Source organism: Tabrizicola sp. (assembly GCF_041911175.1).
Lineage (GTDB): Bacteria > Pseudomonadota > Alphaproteobacteria > Rhodobacterales > Rhodobacteraceae > Tabrizicola.
The window spans coordinates 1-19,482 of the sequence record NZ_JAYRPN010000031.1 but is presented as its reverse complement, the minus strand read 5'-3'; the positions used below and the strand labels follow the sequence as shown (position 1 = coordinate 19,482).

General features: G+C 66.6%; 19 protein-coding genes and 2 pseudogenes. 1 reads left to right on the top strand and 20 read right to left on the bottom strand.

Going from position 1 to position 19,482, the window contains the following annotated elements; all coding sequences use genetic code 11:
* Window positions 1-92: 92 nt before the first annotated feature.
* The 19 genes and pseudogenes from ACE3P6_RS04030 to ACE3P6_RS03940 form a co-directional block, all read right to left on the bottom strand.
* The gene (locus ACE3P6_RS04030) at window positions 93-947 is read right to left on the bottom strand and encodes an SDR family NAD(P)-dependent oxidoreductase (protein WP_374391834.1); all 855 of its coding nucleotides are present in this window, start codon (window positions 945-947) and stop codon (window positions 93-95) included.
* Between the two features lie 14 nt (window positions 948-961).
* Window positions 962-2,989, bottom strand: coding sequence for a dipeptide ABC transporter ATP-binding protein (locus tag ACE3P6_RS04025; protein ID WP_374391832.1), 2,028 nt, complete (start codon window positions 2,987-2,989; stop codon window positions 962-964).
* On the bottom strand, window positions 2,982-3,851 hold the full coding sequence (locus tag ACE3P6_RS04020) for an ABC transporter permease (RefSeq protein ID WP_374391830.1): 870 nt from the start codon (window positions 3,849-3,851) through the stop codon (window positions 2,982-2,984). The genes ACE3P6_RS04025 and ACE3P6_RS04020 overlap by 8 nt, the downstream gene beginning before the upstream one ends.
* A complete protein-coding gene (locus tag ACE3P6_RS04015; RefSeq protein ID WP_374391828.1) occupies window positions 3,848-4,798 on the bottom strand; it encodes an ABC transporter permease in 951 nt (316 codons plus the stop codon). The genes ACE3P6_RS04020 and ACE3P6_RS04015 overlap by 4 nt, the downstream gene beginning before the upstream one ends.
* 79 nt (window positions 4,799-4,877) lie before the next feature.
* The gene (locus ACE3P6_RS04010) at window positions 4,878-6,536 is read right to left on the bottom strand and encodes an ABC transporter substrate-binding protein (protein ID WP_374391826.1); all 1,659 of its coding nucleotides are present in this window, start codon (window positions 6,534-6,536) and stop codon (window positions 4,878-4,880) included.
* A gap of 745 nt (window positions 6,537-7,281) precedes the next feature.
* Window positions 7,282-8,211: pseudogene (locus tag ACE3P6_RS04005) on the bottom strand (IS5 family transposase).
* Window positions 8,159-8,479 carry a hypothetical protein gene (locus ACE3P6_RS04000; protein WP_374391856.1) on the bottom strand — a complete coding sequence of 107 codons (321 nt, stop codon included), beginning with the start codon at window positions 8,477-8,479 and terminating at the stop codon, window positions 8,159-8,161. Before ACE3P6_RS04000 ends, ACE3P6_RS04005 begins: the two are co-directional and overlap by 53 nt.
* Window positions 8,480-8,737, bottom strand: coding sequence for a hypothetical protein (locus ACE3P6_RS03995; protein ID WP_374391824.1), 258 nt, complete (start codon window positions 8,735-8,737; stop codon window positions 8,480-8,482).
* 23 nt (window positions 8,738-8,760) lie between these two features.
* Window positions 8,761-9,399, bottom strand: coding sequence for an N-acetylmuramoyl-L-alanine amidase (locus ACE3P6_RS03990; protein ID WP_374391822.1), 639 nt, complete (start codon window positions 9,397-9,399; stop codon window positions 8,761-8,763).
* A gap of 69 nt (window positions 9,400-9,468) precedes the next feature.
* Window positions 9,469-9,615: a hypothetical protein gene (locus ACE3P6_RS03985; RefSeq protein ID WP_374391820.1), complete on the bottom strand. Its 147-nt coding sequence runs from the start codon at window positions 9,613-9,615 to the stop codon at window positions 9,469-9,471.
* Window positions 9,616-9,632: 17 nt separating this feature from the next.
* Complete coding sequence (locus ACE3P6_RS03980; protein ID WP_374391818.1) at window positions 9,633-10,502, bottom strand: hypothetical protein; 870 nt, start codon at window positions 10,500-10,502, stop codon at window positions 9,633-9,635.
* A gap of 230 nt (window positions 10,503-10,732) precedes the next feature.
* Window positions 10,733-11,080, bottom strand: a pseudogene (locus ACE3P6_RS03975) (helix-turn-helix domain-containing protein); the annotation flags it as partial.
* Window positions 11,077-11,472, bottom strand: coding sequence for a VRR-NUC domain-containing protein (locus ACE3P6_RS03970; RefSeq protein ID WP_374391816.1), 396 nt, complete (start codon window positions 11,470-11,472; stop codon window positions 11,077-11,079). The pseudogene ACE3P6_RS03975 and the gene ACE3P6_RS03970, both read right to left, overlap by 4 nt.
* Window positions 11,469-11,708 (bottom strand): hypothetical protein, encoded by a 240-nt coding sequence (locus ACE3P6_RS03965; protein WP_374391814.1) that lies wholly within the window; start codon window positions 11,706-11,708, stop codon window positions 11,469-11,471. Before ACE3P6_RS03965 ends, ACE3P6_RS03970 begins: the two co-directional genes overlap by 4 nt.
* Window positions 11,708-11,965 (bottom strand): AlpA family transcriptional regulator, encoded by a 258-nt coding sequence (locus ACE3P6_RS03960; RefSeq protein WP_295019910.1) that lies wholly within the window; start codon window positions 11,963-11,965, stop codon window positions 11,708-11,710. Before ACE3P6_RS03960 ends, ACE3P6_RS03965 begins: the two co-directional genes overlap by 1 nt.
* Window positions 11,966-12,709: 744 nt before the next feature.
* Complete coding sequence (locus tag ACE3P6_RS03955; protein ID WP_374391812.1) at window positions 12,710-14,287, bottom strand: ABC transporter permease; 1,578 nt, start codon at window positions 14,285-14,287, stop codon at window positions 12,710-12,712.
* On the bottom strand, window positions 14,277-15,047 hold the full coding sequence (locus ACE3P6_RS03950) for an ABC transporter ATP-binding protein (protein WP_374391810.1): 771 nt from the start codon (window positions 15,045-15,047) through the stop codon (window positions 14,277-14,279). Before ACE3P6_RS03950 ends, ACE3P6_RS03955 begins: the two co-directional genes overlap by 11 nt.
* Complete coding sequence (locus ACE3P6_RS03945) at window positions 15,047-16,018, bottom strand: ABC transporter substrate-binding protein (RefSeq protein WP_374391807.1); 972 nt, start codon at window positions 16,016-16,018, stop codon at window positions 15,047-15,049. The genes ACE3P6_RS03950 and ACE3P6_RS03945 overlap by 1 nt, the downstream gene beginning before the upstream one ends.
* Window positions 16,019-16,049: 31 nt before the next feature.
* Window positions 16,050-16,796, bottom strand: a complete 747-nt coding sequence (locus ACE3P6_RS03940) for a 5-formyltetrahydrofolate cyclo-ligase (RefSeq protein WP_374391805.1) — start codon at window positions 16,794-16,796, stop codon at window positions 16,050-16,052.
* A 125-nt stretch (window positions 16,797-16,921) separates the two neighbouring features.
* Between ACE3P6_RS03940 and ACE3P6_RS03935 the strand changes: the two genes are divergently transcribed.
* On the top strand, window positions 16,922-17,770 hold the full coding sequence (locus ACE3P6_RS03935; RefSeq protein WP_374391803.1) for a MurR/RpiR family transcriptional regulator: 849 nt from the start codon (window positions 16,922-16,924) through the stop codon (window positions 17,768-17,770).
* Between the two features lie 94 nt (window positions 17,771-17,864).
* Here the strand turns inward: ACE3P6_RS03935 and ACE3P6_RS03930 are convergent.
* On the bottom strand, window positions 17,865-19,482 hold a 1,618-nt coding region (locus tag ACE3P6_RS03930), incomplete at its 5' end, for an SbcC/MukB-like Walker B domain-containing protein (protein ID WP_374391801.1).

Here is a 19,482-nt window from a genome sequence, read left to right as displayed (position 1 = left end):
AAGCCTTCCACTCCAGTTCCCTTCAATCTGTGATCACAGAATCGGGTTTGAGGCAAGAACAAACAGCCCGATCCGCACCTGTCAGCGGTGCCCTACGGTCCTGCCGGCCGGCCGTCTATGTCGGTGAACCCGTATTTCTGCGCCAGCTTCAGCACCGGAAAGACGCCCCCGGACAGCGAGAGCAGGTCGGCGTCGGCGGCAAGATGCGCGATGGCGCGGCCGATGAATTCCGGGCTGTCGGACGCCCTCAGATCCTCTTCCGTGACGGTAAAGCCCGGCTGCGGCGACTGCGCCGCCAGCATGACCCATTCCGTCCGCACCCAGCGCGGCCAGATCGACACCGCCGACACGCCATGCGGTTTCAGGTCATGCGCGATGGCCGTAGTCATCCGGTCCAGCGCCGCCATCGCCATGCGGAAGACCGGATTGTAATATTCCTCCTTCGCCGCGGCCGAGGAAATGTTGACGACAAGGCCCGAGCCCTGCGCGATCATCGGCTGGCAGGCATGGTGCGCCAGCAGGTATTTGGCTTTCACACCGATGTCGAACTGCGACGACCAGTCATCCGGCCCGGTGGTCCAGAGCGTGCCGGTATACGAACTCGGGAATCCCATCGCGCAATTGGCCAGAATATCGATCCGGCCCCAGCGATCCACGCAGTGGCGGACCATCGCGGGGATGGCGCCGCTGTCCGAAAGATCGATCCGATAGGCTTCGGCGATGCCGCCCCGGTTGCGGATCGTGGCGATGGTGTCCGACAGCGAGCCCGGAATGGCAGGGCCGTCCGCCCCCCAGCGCAGACCCGGATCGGGATGCAGGGTGCGGGCTGCCAGCAGCACCCTGGCGCCCTGGGCCGCCAGTTCCCGCGCCACGCCGGCACCGATTCCCCGGCTGGCCCCGGTCACCAGCGCCACCTTCCCTTCGAGCAGTCTTGGCCTGGTCGCCATCGTCGTCCTCCCGGCTAGGCGGTTGCGAGTTTTGGAAGATCGGCGGTCTTCAGGTGGCAGCGCAGATGATGGCCCTCGGCGATCTCCGTCACCGGCGGCGCCTTCCGGTCGCAAAGGCCGGGGATGGCGCTGGGGCAGCGCGTGTGGAAGACGCAGCCTGCCGGCAGATCGGTGGTGGAGGGGACCTCCCCCGCCAGCTTCACCCGCCCGGTGGAGCGGCCGTCCATCCTGGGGGCCGACGACAGCAGCACGGCGGTATAGGGGTGATGCGGGCCCGCAAACACCGCCGCGGCCGGACCGACCTCCATGATCTGGCCGAGATACATCACCGCGATCTTGTCCGAGAGATAGCGCACCACGCCCAGATCGTGCGAGATCAGGATGTAGCTGACCCGTTTCCGGGCCTGAAGCTCGGCCAGAAGGTTGAGGATCGCGGCCTGCACCGAGACATCCAGCGCCGAGGTCGGCTCGTCGCAGATGACGATCTTGGGGTCGCCGGCAAAGGCACGCGCGATGGCCACGCGCTGCTTCAGCCCGCCCGAAAGTTGCCGGGGCAGCACCGCGAGGTGACGTTCCGAAAGCCGCACCGACCTGGCCAGATCCTGCACCCGCTGCTCCCGTTCCTTGCCGGTCAGGCCGACAAGACAGCGCAGGGTGCGCCCGATCAGCCGCCGCACCGAATGCGAGCGGTTCAGCGCGGCATCGGGGTTCTGGAACACGATCTGCAGCGATTTGATCTGCTCGCGCGAGCGCCGGGCCATCAGCCCGCCAAGCGGGGTCGCCCCGAGCCGGATCTCGCTTCCCGGGTCGGGACTTGCCAGCCCCAGCACGCAGCGCGCCAGCGTGGTCTTGCCGCTGCCGCTTTCGCCCACAAGGCCCAGCGTCTCGCCCCGGCGAAGCGTCAGGGTGACATCGCGCACCGCGCGGACCGGCAGGCGGGCGGAGCCGAAGGTCTTGTTCAGGCGGCGGATCTCGAGCAGGGGCGGCTCGTCCCGTGCCTGCCGGTCGGGCGCCGGCGCCTGCGGCAAGAGGCCCGCGCCGTCCGGCCCGGCTTCGGTCAGGGCGACCTTCTCGGCGAAGTGGCATTTCACCGACCGGCCGCCGATGTCGCGGAACGCCGGGTCGGAGCAGCGGCATCTGTCCTCGACGACGGGGCAGCGGTCGGCGAAGGGGCATCCGTCGATCGTGGCGCCAAGCGAGGGCAGGAATCCGGGAATGGTGGCCAGCGGCGCGACATGCTTGCTGCGGCCCCATTTCGGCAGGCAGCGCAAGAGCCCTGCCGTATAGGGGTGCTGCGGCGTGTTGAACAGATCCTGGGTCGCCGCCTCTTCCACCAGACGGCCCGCGTAAAGCACCCCCACCCGGTCGCACATCCGGGCGACCACGCCCAGATCGTGGCTGATGAAAAGGATCGCAGTCTGCAGCTCCTGCCGCAGCTGGTCGACCAGGTCCAGCACCTCGGCCTCGACCGTCGAGTCCAGCCCGGTGGTCGGCTCGTCCATGATCAGCAGCTTCGGATCGGAGGCGATGGCCATGGCGATCGACACCCGTTGCTGCATCCCTCCCGAAAGCTGGTGCGGATAGCGGCCCATCACCGAAGCCGGGTCGGATATGCGCACCCTTGCCAGGATGTCGAGACAGCGCCCGCGCCATTCGGCGCGCGGGACGCGGGCAAGCTCGAACACCTCCTGCAACTGCCGGCCGACCGGCAGGGACGGATTGAGCGAGCGGCTGGGGTCCTGATAGACCATCGCGATCGTGCTGCGCCGCACTTCGCGCAGATCGGCCTCGCCGAGGTCGCCCAGCGAGCGGCCGCCGATCAGGATGCGCCCCCGGTTCACGAACCCGTTGCGCGGCAGGTAGCGCAGCGCCGCGAAAGCCGCGGTCGACTTGCCGCAGCCGGATTCCCCGACCAGCCCGTAGGCGCTGCCCGGGGCGATCTTGAAGGTGACATCGTGCAGCACCTGGCAGGGATGCCCCTTGATGCGGTATTCGACGCCGACATTCTCGAAGCTTAGAACGGGAACGGGACCGTCAGTCATTGAGGGTGCTTTCGATGCTGTCGGCGATGAGGTTGATGCCGATCACCAGCGAGGCGATCGCGCCGGCGTCGAAAAGGACGGTCCACCAGTAGCCGCCGCCGATCAGCCCGTAATTGGCCGAGACCGACAGCCCCCAGTCCGGCGAGGGCGGCTGGATTCCGAAACCGATGAAGCTGAGCGTGGCGACGGTGAAGATGGCATAGCCCAGCCGGACCGTGGCCTCGACAAGGATGGGCGGGATCACGTTGGGCAGGATTTCCGCGAAGAGGATGTAGGGCAGCTTCTCGCGGCGCAGCCCCGCCGCAGCGACATAGTCGAGACTGCGTTCCGACAGCACCGCCGCGCGGATCGTGCGGGCGATGATCGGCGCGAAGGTGAAGGCGATCACCAGGATCATCGTCACGGTCGAGGTGCCCAGCGCGGTCAGGGCCAGCAGGGCCACGATCACCGTGGGCAACGCCAGAAGCGCGTCGACAAGGCGGCTGAGAACCTCGTCCACCCAGCCGCCGAAATAGCCCATCACCAGCCCGAGCGCCGTGCCCAGAACCGTGCTGAGGAGCGTGGCCGCCGGGGCGACGATCAGGATGTCGCGCGACCCCACGATAACGCGGGAAAAGACGTCGCGTCCCAGTTGGTCCGTGCCGAACCAGTTCTCCGCTGAGGGCGGCAGCAGGGTGCGCATCATGTCGTCGGCGAAGGGGTCATGCGGCACGACCACCGGGCCGAAGATGGCGCAGGCGACCCAGAAGCAGACGATGGCCGCGCCGATCAGGAAGGCCGGAGAGTGCAGGAGCCGGGCAAGATCGTGCCGCCAGCCCGTCCGGTTGCCGGCAGCGGCGGCGGGCAGGGTGCCGTCGGTCATTCCCCGCCTCCGAAGCGGATGCGCGGGTTCAGGCGCGCGTAGAGCAGATCGGCCAGAAGCGTCATCAGCGAGAACAGGATGCCGACCGACATCACCCCGGCTTGCAGCATCGGAAAGTCCTTCTTGTTGGCGGCGGTGTAGATCAGGCTGCCGATGCCGCGATAGTGGAACAGGATCTCGATCACGACCAACCCGCCGATCAGATAGACCGTCTGGGTCGCGATGACGCTAATCGTAGGCAAAAGCGCGTTGCGCAGCACGTGGCGCCAGATCACCAGCGGGAAGGGCAGCCCCTTCAGCACGGCGGTGCGCGTGTAGTCGGCATCCAGCGCCTCGATCATGCCGGCGCGCGCCATCCGGGCGATGTAGCCGAAGAGGATCAGGACCAGCGGGATCGAAGGCAGGATCAGATGGTAGATCTGGGTGAAGAAACCGGCCTCCGGTCTGAAGTTCGCCGAGATGGGGAACCATTGCAGCCAGACGCCGAACACCAGGATGAGGATGATGCCGGAGACGAATTCCGGCACCACGGTCGCCGAAAGTCCGATGACGGAAATCGCCCGGTCCACGGCGCGGCCCCGGTAAAGGGCCGAGACCAGCCCGCCCAGGATGCCGAGCGGGACCACCATCAGGAAGGCGACCAGCGACAGCTTGGCCGAGTTCAGCAGGGCCGCCTCGAGGAAGGGCCCCACGGGTGCGCGGTAGGCGTAGGACATGCCGAAATCGCCTCGGAGGAAATCCGCGATCCAGTCGGCATACTGGATCAGCAGCGGCCGGTCGGTGCCTAGTTGCCGGTTCAGCAGGTCGACGGCGGCCTGATCCGCGAAGGGGCCAAGCATGGCCCGGCCCACGTTGCCGGGCAGAAGGCGCCCGGCCACGAAGACCAGCACGCTGAGCAACCACAGCGTCGCGATCGACAGGAAAAGCCGCTTCACGAGATAGTTCACGCTGGAAATTTCCCTCGTCTGGAAAAACGGGAAACCGCCGGAGTTGGCCGCAAGGGGCCGCGCCCGGCGGATCCGATGGTCACAGGCTGGCCCGGCTCAGGAAAAGGTGACCCATCGCCGTCGGCTCGATTCCGGTGACGGCGGCCTGGGTGACCGTCAGGAAGTCGTAGAAATAGGTGAAGAGCAGCGGGGTCTCGTCCAGAAGCAGCCGCTGGATCTGGCTGGCTGTGGCCTTCTGCGCCTCCAGGTCCAGCGCGGCGATATAGCCTGCCGCCAGCGCATCGTAGTCCTTGTTGGCGAAATGCGCCGCGTTCCACGTCCCCGTGCTGGCCAGCGGCGCCTGCAGGAACACGTTCGGAACGCCGCGATGGCCGTAGTCGGTGATCCCCATCGCCGAGTCGAGCCATGGGGATTTTCCGGGCACGGCATCGCCGTAATAGGCGCCCTGATCCATGATGTTCAGATCGATCCGCCCGCCGATCTCCTTCACCGCGTTCTGGATCAGCACGGCATAGTCGGGGATCTCCAGATACTGCTCGGTGGTGAGGGTGACCTGGAAACCGTCGGCCATGCCTGCCGCTTCCATCAGTTGCCGCGCCTGGGCGATGTCCTTGCTGCGTTGCGGAACGCCGGCATCCGTCGAGGGGTAGGCCGCCATGAAGGGGTTGTCATTGCCGACATGGGCGCGCCCCTTCATCAGCCCCTGCACGATGCCCGGGCGATCCAGGCAGAGCGCGATCGCCTGCCTGACCCGCTTGTCCCGGAAGGGTTCCACATCGACGCGCAGGTGAACCTGCTGGTGCGCCGATGACGGGGTCGACACGATCGTGACGTTCGGGTCGTCCAGCAGGCCGACGGCCTGAAGGACGGGCATCTGCTGGATGACGTCGATCTCGCCGCTTTGCAGCGCCAGGATCTGCGGCTGGTAGTCGCTGTAGAACACCGCCTCCACGCGGTCGGGCAGCGCGGCCTCGCCCCAGTAGTCGTCGTTGCGGACGAAGGTGGCGCCGACCATCGGGGTGTAGCTTTCCAGCCTGAAGGGCCCGGTTGCCACCATGCCCTCCTCGAAGTTCCCGGTGGCCTCCGCCGGCACGATGATGGCATTGTGATTGTCGGTCGACACGGAATAGGGGAAGTTGCCGTTGGCCGTTTCAAGATGGAACTCGACCGTGTGCTCATCCACCTTGCGGGTGCCGCCCCTGGAGAGCAGCCCCGAGAAGACCGACAGCGCATTCGAACCGCTGGCCGGGTCGGACAGTCGGTCGAAGGTTGCCACCACGTCGTCCGCCGTCATCGCCTTGCCGTTGTGGAACCTGACTTCCTGACGCAGCCTGAAGGTCCAGACGGTGCCATCCTGGTTGGTCGACCAGCTTTCCGCCAGCATCGGCCGGGCCATGAGGTCGCGATCCGAAAGGACCAGATACTCGCCGACCTGCGACAGCACGGTCACGCCACCGCTATCCGCGATGGTCACCGGATCTATGGCACCCGCCGGGACGATCTGGCCGTAGCGGATGGTGCCTCCGGGGGTGGCCGCCCGCGCCGCCGAAGGGGCGACCGCGAAACCCAGCGTCGCTGCCACTCCGCCGAGATAGGTCGAGGAAAGCCCGAGAACCGATCCGTAGCGCAGGAATTCGCGGCGGCTGACCGTGCCGCGGACCAGCCCGTCGATCAGGTGGTTTTCGATGTCGGTGCGCCCACGCCGCAAAGCGTCGAGAAGTCGGTAGTTGATCGCCATGTCGCCTCTCCTGATGCCGTCGCGTTCTGTCGGTTCACTGGCCGCCCGGATGGGCCAGGATCTGCGGTAACAAGGCTCCGCGATGTCGCGGCCACTGGTCATTGCCGATTTCGACCGGGTTCGATTCTTCGCCCCTATCTGTGATCACAGATTGGTTAGCACGGGATCGGAACCGTTTCAACAGGAATTGCTCGCCCCCCCGTTCATGCGGAGATGGGCTCATGGATGATCAACATGGTCGAATGGCGTCGGCCATCGGTGCCAGCTTGTGGTTTGTCGCGCCAACCATGTCGCGCTCTCGCCGCGTGGCGCAGCATTCTCACCGCCCGATACCCGGCAGGTTCAAGGTGGCGGGGACGAGTTCGCATTTGTCGGACAGCACCGACTAGTATCATCAGAACTCGGTACTACCGTCGTCACGGATGCGCACAGCCGATCCAACGCGGGCGTAGATCGTTGATCCGTCTGAAATCTGCTGCGAAGAACATGAGCGTACTCGAAGTTCAGGAAATTGAAAGCGGCTGTCTCCCCTAGGCCATCCACAGATAAGCCCGCCCCAACCATGATCCTACCACCGTCTGTCAGAACGTACCGGTCAGGCGCAGACTCTGCCGCAGATGCTGGGCAAGCGCCACCAGGCGATCGGCAGCCCTGCCACTACGCGGGCGGGCGCGCTCGCGCGGTTGGCAAGGGCTCTGTTGCACAAATCGGCTGCTGACCGGACTCGCCCTTTCCCTGGACAGACTTATCCCACGACTTCAGTGAGAGGTATGCCGAGCGCCGTGAAGCCGTTCAGGACGGTGACACGTTTGGAACTCGGCCACCTGATGGTCGAAGTCTCGCGTCATGAGGCGTTGAACAGCAGTTTCACACAGTGCATCTTTTTTTCGTCTCGGCTCCGGCGGTGATAGCCGCTCCATCGTCGCCAGAGGATCCGGCCGAAGCGCCGTGATGCACGCAGGGCTTCGTTGCGGGCGATCGCGCCGGGGGTGTCGGGCTTCCAGGGCTTGGCGTTCTTGCGGGGTGGGATGATCGCGACGGCACCTCGGGCGGCGATGGCATCGTGGCACTTGCGGGTGTCGAAGGCTCCGTCGGCGGTGACGCTGCCGATCTCCTGATCGGGCGGGATCTGGTCGAGCAGTTCGGGCAGCATTGGTGCATCGCCCACGTCGCTGGTGGTGAACTCGGCCGCGCGGATTTCCAGCGTTTGCTCGTCAATTCCAATGTGGATCTTGCGCCAAACACGTCGTTTCGTCCCGCCGTGTTTGCGGGCGTTCCACTCGCCTTCACCCTCGACCTTGATCCCGGTGCTGTCGATCAAGAGGTGCAGCGGGCCTGCTGATCCGCGATACGGGATGTTGACCTTCAGGGTCTTCTGGCGACGCGACAGCGTGCTGAAGTTCGGCACAGCCCAGTCCAGGTTGATCAGCCGCAGCAGGCTCTCGACAAACCCGGTCGTCTGCCACAGCGCCATGCCGAACAGCACCTTCATTGTCAGGCACGTCTGGATCGCGGCATCGCTGTAGTCCGGTTGTCGGCCCCGCTTTCCAGTCGGCGCAGCCTCCCAGGTCATGGCGGGATCGAACCAGATCGTCAGCGAGCCGCGGCGCTTCAGCGCTGCATTATAGGCGGGCCAGTTCCTGGTCCTGTAGGCGGGGGGTGTCGGTCTGCTCATGCCGGCCGGCTACCACGTTGGATTCACAAGATGAATCCCTCAGCAATTTGTGCAACAGAGCCCAGCCAGAACCAAGTGGGCCAACTAGTGCGAACACCAGTTCTTGCGAGCGACGGTCCTTCAGGTCATTGGCGAGCGGTGCTTGCGCTGCTGCTTCATCGTGGACGTTCTGAGAAGCCGCTTTCAATGCAAGCTGATTCATTTTGACCGTTCTTGTTGACTTCCGCCCCTGCTGGTGGACGATGTCATAGGCTGCGGTCGGTTTCAATCAACGGTTTGAACCTTTTGTGTCCCCGTGGTGACTCGTCTCCCTCACCACATACCCCGCCACGAAGTTCACGGCCCCTTGTGCCAGCGCGAGCCCGCCCGCCACAAGAGACGCCCCAACCTCCCCACCGCAGGCCTCCGACAGCCCCGGCAGCCAGGGCGCGATTATTGTGGCGACGATCGGGCCCAGAAGGCTGGTCCAGCCGACGGCGGCCATTTTCCGGGTGGGGCGAAGGCTCGGTTGGTTGATCAGGTTCATGATGGTCTCTCCTTTGATGGGTTTCAGGCCCGGTTGATCCAGTTGCGCACGACGAAGCCCGGGCAGGCTTTCGCGGCGTGGTCGTTGTGACCGGTGATGCGGGTGATGGTGGTCTCGGCACGGATGGCGTCGATCAGGCCGCGCAGGGCGCGATCTTGGGCGGCGGTGAAGTTCCGCTCGAAGGGATCGGTGGCGGCCGAACCGGCGCCGCCAATCAGGCAGATGTGGATCACGCCGCGGTTGTGTCCTTCGACCCCAGCGCCGATCTCGGTCTCGGCGCGGCCGGGCAGGATCGCACCGTCGCGATCGATCAGATGGTGGTAGCCGATCTTGCGCCAGCCGCGCTCCTCGCGGTGCCAGCGGTCAATTTCTTTGCGCTTGGCGGTGAGGGGCTGGCCACGCATCCAATCGGAGGCTGTGGCTGCGCAGTGGATCACGATTTCGTCCACAGGGTGGCGGGCGCTGCCTTGGAAGATCATCGGCCCGGCTGGCACTGCCGCTTCTACCGGTTTCAGGTTGCGGATCGCGCCGCGCTCGACCGCGACGGCTTTCAGCGCGGCATCAGTGCGGGGGCCGAAGAGGCCGTCGATCGCGCCGGTGTAGTAGCCGAGGCGCGCCAGCGCCATTTGCAGCGCCTTCAGCGCGTCGATCTGGTCGTTCATGGGTCTGGTCCTTTCAAGCAAAGAAAAACCCCGCCGGAAGGGCGGGGCGCGGGTCGTTCTAAGAGGAGTTCAACCGACCTTTGGCGGGTCCGGCGGCGGGTTTTGCACCTCCCGGGCGGCGGCCAGTTCGGCGGCGAGAAGCGCACAGCGTTCGGAGAGGATCGCGATCTGTTGGCGCAGTTCGGCGACATAGGCGGCGGATGCGGCGGGGGACATCAGGGCTCCTTTCGGTGTCAGAAGTCAGTTTCGAGGTAGAGGCCGGTGCATTCAAACGCGACGGCCGCTGCGGTGGCACCGTTGTTGAGGAAGAGGCGCGGGGCGAGGAAGGTTGCCGCTTGGGGCAGGTCGGTCGTCACTTCCTGTTCGAAGACGGCGCCAGTCAGCTCGTTCACCGCGCGCAGCCAGATCGATGTGCCTGCTGCAGGGCACCAGATTGTCAGGGTCAGAAGCCCGGCGGTTGCGACCGGAAACCCGGCGCCGAGATCCAACAGGGTCAGCACGCCAGTGGCGTCATTGCTGACCAGCTGCCAGTTCGTGTGCGTGCCGCGCTGGAAGCCAAGGCCGATGGCTTCGACAACGGTCGCCAGAGTTGTCGTAACGGCCAGGGCTGCGATCGATGCCAACAGGCCGAAGAAGCCCATTCCGGTGGCCTGCAAGGTGGTCAGGCTGATCCGGGCGACGAGGGTGAAGCCACCAAGGCCCGCGGCATTGCCCCGCCAACAGGCGGTGACGGCCGACCGCTGATCGCAGACCGAATCCACCACCGCGGCCGAGGTCGCGCGCCAGCGCCGGGAACTCGAAAGCAGTGATCCTGCCGCCAGGGTGGGGTGGCTGACGGTGCTGACGCTGGTCAAGGCGATGCCCTGGGCGGCGATGGTCGTGGCCGAGACCGGGGCCCAGGCCCCGATCCGGTTCAGGCCCATATGCGGCTGCAAGGGGAAGTCGCGCCCGGAAGGCCGGACGACTTCCAGCCAAGGCGCCCCTGCGCGTTGGCGGCCGTAGAGGGCAAGCTTTCCTGCCGGGGGCGATGCGGGCACAGCGGAGAGGCCCGCGATCACGATCGGCGCCGGGAACTCAGCCCGACCGGTGGCGCGGTCGATCACGAAGGCGTCGAAGAAGGCCGAACCGTTGGGCGACACCTTCAGGGTCACATCATCCGTGCCCAGGAGCTGACGTTGCCCCCTCGGCCTAATCCAGTTTGAGGTTAGACTGTGGCCCAACCGAGAGGACCAGAGATGAAGCGTAGCAGGTTCACCGAGGATCAGCTCGGCCTCGTCGGCGTTGATGTGCCCTTGGATGGCCTTGACGATGTCGTCCTTCTGCTTGTTCGACTGTCGGCGATTTCCGCGCCGTCGTCGTCCCCGTGTCCGATTTCCGGACACGGCACCACAGCCACAGGTGTGAAGCCCGGCTCGAACTCCAGGATGTAGCGGGTCGGCAGCTGGCGCTTGGTCACGGGATCGAGCCGCGGCACCCGCCGCAGCAGGCCCACCGCCTCGAGCTGGCCAAGATGATCGTTCAGCGTCGACCGGCTGATCTCGCACTCATGGGCCAGCCGGTCCTGCGAGGGGAAGCAGCCGTAGTCGGGGTTGAACCGGTCGCAAAGATGCCAGAGCACGATCTTGGTCGTGGGCTTCAACCCGCGCTGCTTGATGGCCCAGTTGGTGGCCTCGTGGCTCATGGCGCGGGCCTCCGCAGGGGAGGGGCGATGCGCGTCGTGAAGCCGTGATCGGCCAGCGGGCCCAGCGCGTCGTCGAGGCTGCGGACCAGCGCCCAGCCGAAACCCTGCGCCAGAACGGCGTCGCGGAACGCCTCCTGCTCCGGCCGCAGCCGCCCCTTCGGCGCCTTCAGCTCGAGGAACAGCACGCGGCCATCGCAGAGCACCATCAGATCGGCGAACCCGGCATGGACGCCCATGCCGACGAGGATCGCCTGGCGCTTGGCCCCGCGGGGCCTGGCCTCGGTGACCTCGTTGGCGCAGTGATGGATGATGGCGGTGCGGGGCAGGGCGATGCGCAGCGCCTGCACCACGGCGCGCTGCAGATCAGCCTCGGGGGTGCCACGGCGCTTCATGGCGCGGCCCTCCCCTGGTCTTCGCGCTGGGCGCGGGCGATGGGCCGCCGCGCATCGACGACGACCAGCAGGCGCTGGGCATCAGCGCGCTCGCTCGGGGTCTCGCCATGCTGGGCAAGCACGTTGCAGGCGAGCCGGATCAGGAGATCGCTGTGATGCGCGACATCGGCGATCACTGCGCGGGCCTCGGCCACGCGGTCAGCGGGCCAGGCGGAATTGCGAGGGTGGATCGTCATCACCGGCGCCCTCCGGCACGACGGCGGCGCGGGGCGGCCTGTTCCTGCTCCTCTAACCATTCCTCGACGGCGGCGCGGCGGTAGTAGACCTTGCGCCCGGCCCGAACGCAGGGTGGACCCGTCCGCATCGCCTCCCACCGGCGCAGGGTGTCGACCGACAGGCCGAGTTCCAGCGCGAGGTCGAGGCGGCTGATCCAACCGACCAGCAGGGTGCGGGGTTTGTCCTTCGGGTCTGGCATCGATCCGAGATGCGGCATCGGGGTCTCCTGGTCCTGGCCCCGAAGATCGGGGACGTCTTGCAGGGACCAGTGAGCGCAGAGCCCAAGGGGTGGCGGCGAGGCGGAGGGTGGCAGAAAGGACGCCACCTTTGTGCCACCCGTTGTTTTGTTGGGGATTTCGATGGTGGGTCGGGTGGCGGGGGAAGATTGCCGTCGGTCCTGCCAGATGGGCGAAACGGACGCCAAGGCCGCAAACGCCAGCGAACAGCCGGATTGACCGTGCTTGACCGGCATTGACGGGCAAAGAGGGGGTGGCACCCGACACGGTACCCCTGCCACCCATTGAATTCCTTGAGGATTTGTCGCTCTGCGGGTCGTTGAATGCCGGATTTGCAGCGCGACGACAGTGCTTGCCCTTTCACACGTCACATTGCGCCTATCGTCGCCCGTCGCGCATCGATCCGCCCAGCGCCGAAATCCCATGAAAACAAGGGGTGGCGCGGCTGAGGCGTCCTTCCTGCCACCCTCCGCCTCCCTGCCACCCGGAGCGCCATGCTTGCCTTGATAGTCAGGCGAAACCACGCCTCATGTCGGATGCAAGAAGGAACGAAGCCATGACCGCCTGTGACAATCAGAATTCATCACTCCGTCGTGACAATGCCGCTACCCACGGAATGCGGAAAACCTGAAAGGCGTAGCTCCGGCTGACGCGGATCTCGCCGCAAGCTGAGGCGATCCCGCCCGCGGCCCGTTCCCGGCGTGCCGGGCGGAGGGTTCCGGTGCCTACTCCACCACCTGCATCCCGAGCCGGGTCAGCGTCCGGCGCTCCACCGCCAGCACCGCGTAGTAGAAGGCGACCGAGAGGCAGACCGAAGCCGACGCGACAGTCCAGATCATGCCGTAGTCCAGATAGCCGCGCGACTGGTTCAAAAGGTTGCCAAGCCCGGTGCCGGTAGCCAGCCATTCGGCGATCATCACCCCCAGAAGGGCGCGGGGAACGGTCAGCCGGGTCGCCGCGAAAAGATAGGGAAGGGCGGCCGGGATCGAGACCATCCGCAGCTCCTTCCAGGCCGAGGCGCCATAGGCGCGGGGCAGGTCCAGCACCGACTGCGGCACACGTTGCAGGCCCTGCACCAGGAGGACGAAGGCCGGAAAGAAGGTGACGGAGACGGTGATCCAGAGCGTTACCGACAGCCCGCGCCCCAGCATCAGCACCAGAAGCGGGGTCAGGGCGACCAAGGGCATCGTCTGCGTCACCAAGGCCACCGGCATGAAGGCGCGGATGAAACCGGGGATCATCCGCGACGACACCGCAAGGAGGAAGGCGAAGCCCAGGCCGGCCACCATGCCGAGCGCGGTGATCGGCAGGGTCTGAGACAGCGCCTCCATCAGCTTGGCCCGCGCATTGGCGGAGGTGTCGGCGAGAAAGAGGTAGTCCACGACTCCCAATGGAGTTTTGGCGATCATCTCGGGCACGCCGGTCAGCCGGATGAAGGCCCACCAGAGGACGAAGGGCAAGGCTGCCGCCCCCGCCATCAGCGCGATCCGCAAGGCCAGAGGAGCATCGGCATGGGCGTCTTCGGGCGGCAAGGCGGTGTTCAGCGTGACCGAGCGGGTAGTGCCGAGAATACGGGCCGAGATCAGCGCGAAGGTGGCGTAGCTGGCCCCGGCGATCACCGTGGCGACAAGGCCGATGCCCCAGAGCCGCGCCGGTTCGCCCCGACCCAGCGAGCCGAGGAGATAGGTGCCAAGACCCCAGCGGCCGCCGCCGCCGAACTCGGCCAGGATGGCGCCGAGGACGGCGTTGGGGGCGGCGATGCGCAACCCGCCGAGGATGTCGGGCACCGCGCCGCGCAGGCGGACGAGCTTCATCACCAGCCAGTTGCCGCCGCCGTAGGCGCGCACCACATCCGCCGACCGGGTGTCGTATTGCGAGAGGCCCACGACGGTGGCGGTCATGGTGACGAAGTAGACGCCGAGCGCGGCCAGCACCACGCGCGGCGTCATGCCTTGCAGGGTCAGCACCAGGATCGGGGCGATGGCGATGGGCGGCAGGGCGAAGACCGCGATGTTCACGCCGCGTGCGAGTCGTTGCAGCCGGGGGAAGAGGACGAACAGCACCCCCGCCCCCACCGCCACGGCATTGCCGATCACGAAGCCGATGACCGAGGCCCAGACGGTGGCGGCGACATGGCCGGGGTAATCGGCCCGGTCGGCCCAGAAGCGGATCAGGATGGCGCTGAGCGGCGGCAGCGCGCCGCCTGCCACCAGCTTCAACTGGCCCACCACCTCCCAGACCGCCAGGAGGATCAGCAGGTTGCGGATCGCCATGCTCTGCCAGAAGGGGCGGCTACCGGCCATGCAGCACCCGGGCGATGCGATCGGTCAGGGCGTGGAACTCGGGTTGGGAATAGAGGTCGTCGCTGCGCGGGCGGGGAAAGGGCACCTCGATCACCTCGACCACCCGACCTGGGTTGGCCTGCATCACCACCACGAAGTCGGCCAGGAAGACCGCCTCGTCGATGCCATGCGTCACCAGAAGTGCTGTGGATCTGGTCTCCTGCCAGATGCGCTGCAGTTCCACGTTCATCTGCCGCCGCCGAATCTGGTCCAGCGCGCCGAAGGGTTCGTCCATGAACAGCACCTCGGGCGAGGTGATCAGCGACCGCGCGATGGAGACCCGCTGCCGCATCCCGCCGGAAAGCTGGCCGGGAAGGGCGTTCTCATAGCCTTTCAGTCCGACCAGCTCGATCAGCTTGGCGATCTCATGGGCATAGCGGGCGGGGTCGCGGCCCAGCACCTCCAAGGGCAGGGCGATGTTGCGCGCCACCGTCCGCCAGGGCAGGAGCGCGGCATCCTGGAAGGCGACGCCGGTGATCCCGCTGGCGGTGGCGGTCGCGGGGGCCTGGCCCGCGATCCGCACCTCGCCAGCATCGTGATCCTCCCGCCCCAGCGCGATCCGCAGCGCGGTGGACTGGCCGCAGCCCGACGGGCCGATCAGCGCGGTGTCCGACCCCGGCGGACAGGTCAGGTTCATGTCGTGCAAGGCGACGACCTCGGACCCCCGGCTGCAATAGGTCTTGCAGACGCCGCTGAGGGAAATGCCGGGCGCCTCCGGCATCAGATCTCGGCGAGGAGCGTGGTGTCGAACATGTCGCGGCTGCCCTTGATGCCGACCGCCTCCAGCGCCTTGATGTTCTTCCCGATGTCCTCCTCGGTCATCGCGAAGATCCCGTTCGGCGTGTCGATCAGCGGCTTCTGCGCGGTGTTGAAGAAGATCTCGTTCTCGATGCTGCGCCCGGTTCCGGCGAACCAGGTGGTTTCCCATTGCGGCGGGTAAAGCGCGGGATCGGCCAGGTTCTCGGCCCAGCCCTTGCGGCTGGCGCGGAGCCAGGCGACCAGTTCCTTGCGTTTGGCGGCCAGCGTCTCCTCGGTCACCACCACGGTGTCGTTGTAGAGCGTGACACCGTGGTCATAGAGCAGGAAGGACTGCGCCTCCTCGCCCAGTTGGCCGATGGTGAAGGGGACGTTGGTGGTGAAGTCGAGGGAGGCGTCGATCTCGCCCTTGACCAGGGGCGTCGGGTCGTAGGCATAGGGCACGATGTTGACCTGCGCCTTGTCGATGCCGTTCAGCGCCAGCAGAGCCTCGATCGTGCCGATGTTCACCGGCGGGACGGCGATGGTCTTGCCGACCAGATCGGCGGGGGTGTTGACCGGGTTCTTCTTCAGCGAGACGACGCCGATCGGGTTCTTCTGATACTGGGCGCCGATGATCTTGAACTTCGCGCCTTGTTCGGAAATCGCCCGGATCGTGGTGTCGGGCGTGGTCAGCGTCAGGTCGGCGCGGCCGGCGATGATCGCGCTTTCCGGGATCACGTCGGGGCCGCCAGGCAGGTAGGTCAGCTCCAGCCCTTCCTCGGCGTAAAACCCCTTGTCGATGGCGAGGAAATAGCCCGAGAACTCGGCATCGTTGATCCAGGCCGCCTGCATGGTGAAGGGGGTGGCGGCGCGGGCGCGTCCGGGAAGGGCCAGGGCGGCGCTTGCGGCGGCGGCACTGTGGAGAAAGCCGCGGCGGGAAATCGTCAGTGTCATTCCATCCTCCTGTTGTCTTGTTTCCTGTTTGTCATGTGCGAGGAGCAAGCCCCTGGATCGCCTGCAATTCCCGCAAGGGCGGTGTCTGTTCGATCTGCTTCGGCTCCAAGAGGTCCCAGATCACCCCGTGCGGCCGCTTGGCGCGGCGGTCGACCCGGTGCAGGCCGCCGGGGGTGGCGATGTAATCGACAAGTATGTCGGTCGGGCTGGGGTGCAGTTTCTCATGCACCACCTGGCAGTCATGGACCACGGCGACGACCGGCGTCTGTTCGCCCACGAGGCCGAGATCGGTGAACATCCCCCATTCCAGATCGAAGAAGCCGTGCCCCTTGCCGAAGCGCACCCCGTCCACCGAAACCGCCGAGGCGCCGGTGACGAGAAAGTCGATCCGGCCCTTGCGTGCGATTTCCTGCAGCGTGATCGGGCGGCCGAAATGCTCCATCCCGTCAAGCCAGGCGGCGTAGAGCTCGTGTCCCTTCGGCACCGAACCCGGCTCGATGTAGAGGAAGCCACGGTAGATGCCGTAGGTCGACATGAAGAAGGGTTTGCCCATCTCGATCAGCGCCCGGCGGATTTCCACCAGGCAGTTGTCGGGGGTGATGAACAGGAAGTCGGCCGTCTTACATGCCTCCATGTCCAGCACCCGGCGATTGGCGATTTCCGAACCCTCGAAATCCGGGATCACCTCGGCGAAGTTCATGTCGAAGCGGGTGTCGGGCCGGGCCACATCCTTCAGCCTGCCCCAGATCTGCTGCCGGATGATGTTTGATTTCGACACGCCGCGCCCCTACTGTTTCAGAGTGGTGTTTCAGGATTTCGGAGAAGTGTTCCTGTGTTCCAAAATGATGAAACCATGGTTTCAACCTGTCAAAAGAAAAAATAACCGGCTGGAAAGGAAAGGGAATGTCCACGCGTCTGGCGCTGCGCATCCAGGAAAGGCTCGACCGGCTGACCCGGAGCGAGCAGAAGCTGGCCGGTGTGATTCTGGACCGGCCGGGCCTGATTGAAACGCATACTGCAACGGAACTGGCCGGCATCGCCGAGGTGTCCAAGGCGACCGCCGCGCGGTTCTTCCGCGCGCTCGGCTATACCGACTTCGAGGAGGTCAAGCTGCAGGCGCGCGAGGAACGCAACCGCACCCAGCCCTACAGCTATTCGGTCGCAGGCCACGGGGCGACCGTGCTGGGCCGCACCATCGGCGAACATCTGGACCTGGAACTGGCCAACATCACCCGCACCTTCGAGGAGATGAGCCCCGACAGCCTGCGACAGGCGGCGCGGCTGATCGCCGACGCACCCCGGCTGTGGTTCCTTGGCCTTGGCGCCGATGCGTGGCTTGCGCGCTACGGGCGGGTGCTGTTCTCGCGCCTGCGTCCCAATGTCCATGCCATCGGGATCACCGGCGGCGCGGTGGCCGAGGATCTGGCGATGATGGGGCCCCGCGACGTTATGATCGTGCTGGCGCAAGGCCCGCAACCGCGCGAGATGAAGGCGATCCTGTCCTACGCGCGCACCACCCGTGCCGGCATCATCTCGCTGACCGACCACGGCAACCTGGCGCAGGCCAAGCGGTTCTCCGACCTCGTGCTGCGCTGCCACATCGCCAGCTACGGGCTGATCCCCAGCTACACCACGCTGGTCAGCGTGCTGCGCCTCCTGGCGATCTCGCATGTCGGTCTGGTCGGCGAGACGGCGCTGCAAAGGGCTGCCCTGATCGACGAGATCAACGAGGAACTGGACATCCTGGGCTGACCGACGCCCCGGCCCGCAGGCCGGCGGGAGGGTCCGCATCCGCATCAACCCTAGGAGGCAAAATAAGTGGGGGAAGGGCCATGTGGGTGCATATTCAATCCGAAGCTAGTTCGAAGCCGGTCCCGCCGATCTCGACCACGCTTTTGCCACCGCCCTGCTTGCGCACCGCGATGCGGGTAGGAATGCGGTCCTTCATCGCCTCGACATGGCTGATGACGCCGACCTGGCGACCCTGCGATTGCAGGCTTTCCAGTGCGTCGAGAGCCAGATCGAGGCTGCTCGTATCCAGCGAGCCGAAGCCCTCGTCGATGAACAGGGTGGCGGCGAGCCCGCCCTTGCCGCCCATCCTTGACAGCGCCAGTGCAAGCGCCAGCGAGACGAGGAAGCGTTCACCGCCCGACAGGCTGCGGGTGGCGCGGGCCTCGCCGCCCATGTCGCGGTCCTCGACCTGAAGCGCCAGATCGGCGGCGCGGCGCAAGAGGTAACGCGGGTTCAGGTCGGCAAGGTGGCGGTTGGCGTGGTCGACCAGCAGGTCGAGGGTGATCGACTGTGCCACCCGTGCGAAACGGTCTCCATTGCGGGAGCCGACGGCATGGTTCACCGCCTGCCACACATCCAGTTCGGCCCGGGCCACGGCGATTTCGGCCTCCAACCCCGCAAGGCTGGCGCGAGTTGCGGCATCGCGGCGGAATTCGCCGTCGATGGCGCCGATCCTGTGGCCGCGCGTGGTGGTATCCGCTTCCAGCATGGCAAGGGTTTCCGTCAACGCTTCGGGCGGCTCGTCGGGCAGGCCCGCGGCCAGGATCTCTGCCTGGTCCTGCCGGCGCGAGGCCAAGGTGGCGCGGGCCGAGGTCACCGCGTCGTCCAGCGCCCGCAGCCGTTGGCGAAGCGCTTCGACCTCGGCGACGGGCAGCGAGAACAGCGCCGCAAGATCGGCCTCCATCAACCCCGAGGCGGCCAGCGCCGGGCCAAGGGCCGCATGGGCGGTTTCGCACACCTGCCCTGCACGGGCCCGCTCCACCTCTGCCGCCTCGGCACGGGCATGGGCGGCAGAGGCGGCACTGACGGCCGAGGCCAGCGCTTTCGACGTGGTGTCCTGGGCGGCAAGGGCAGTCAGGCGTTCCTCGTTGTGGCGGCTGCGATGCAGGGCGGTCGCCTCGCCGCCCAGAAGCGGCGCGCGTTCGGCGCAAAGCGTGTCCAGGGTGGCCTTCCGGACCGTCGCGGCATCCTGTGTCTGGCGAGCCTGCACCGCCGCGCCTTCCGCACGGCTTTCGGCGGCGGTGATCCGGGGCGCCAGGCTGGCCAGCCCGGTGGCAGCCTTCTCTCGTGCCTCGCGCAATGCGACGACCCTGGCGATACGCGCGGCAAGCCGGGTGGTCAGCGCGGGATCGTCGGGGGGGGCCTCGTGCAGGCTTGCCAGTGTCGGAGCCAGTGCGGCGGCAAGACGGTCGGCCTGACTGCGGGCGACCTCGGCCTCGCGCAGGGCCAGCGCGTGAAGACCGCGGGTCGTGAACAGATCCGCGTTCAGCCCTTCCCGTGCCGTTGCATGGCCAGCGAGGGTGGTGCGCAGGCTGTCGCGCCGGGTTCCAGCCTCGGACAGTTCCCGGCGCAACCCGACCAGTTCGGCCTGCGCGGCGGCTTCGTCCTGTTGCGCCGTGGCGATGTCGGCGGCAAGCGCCGCCAGACCGCCCGGCGCCTCTCCGGGCGCGCCG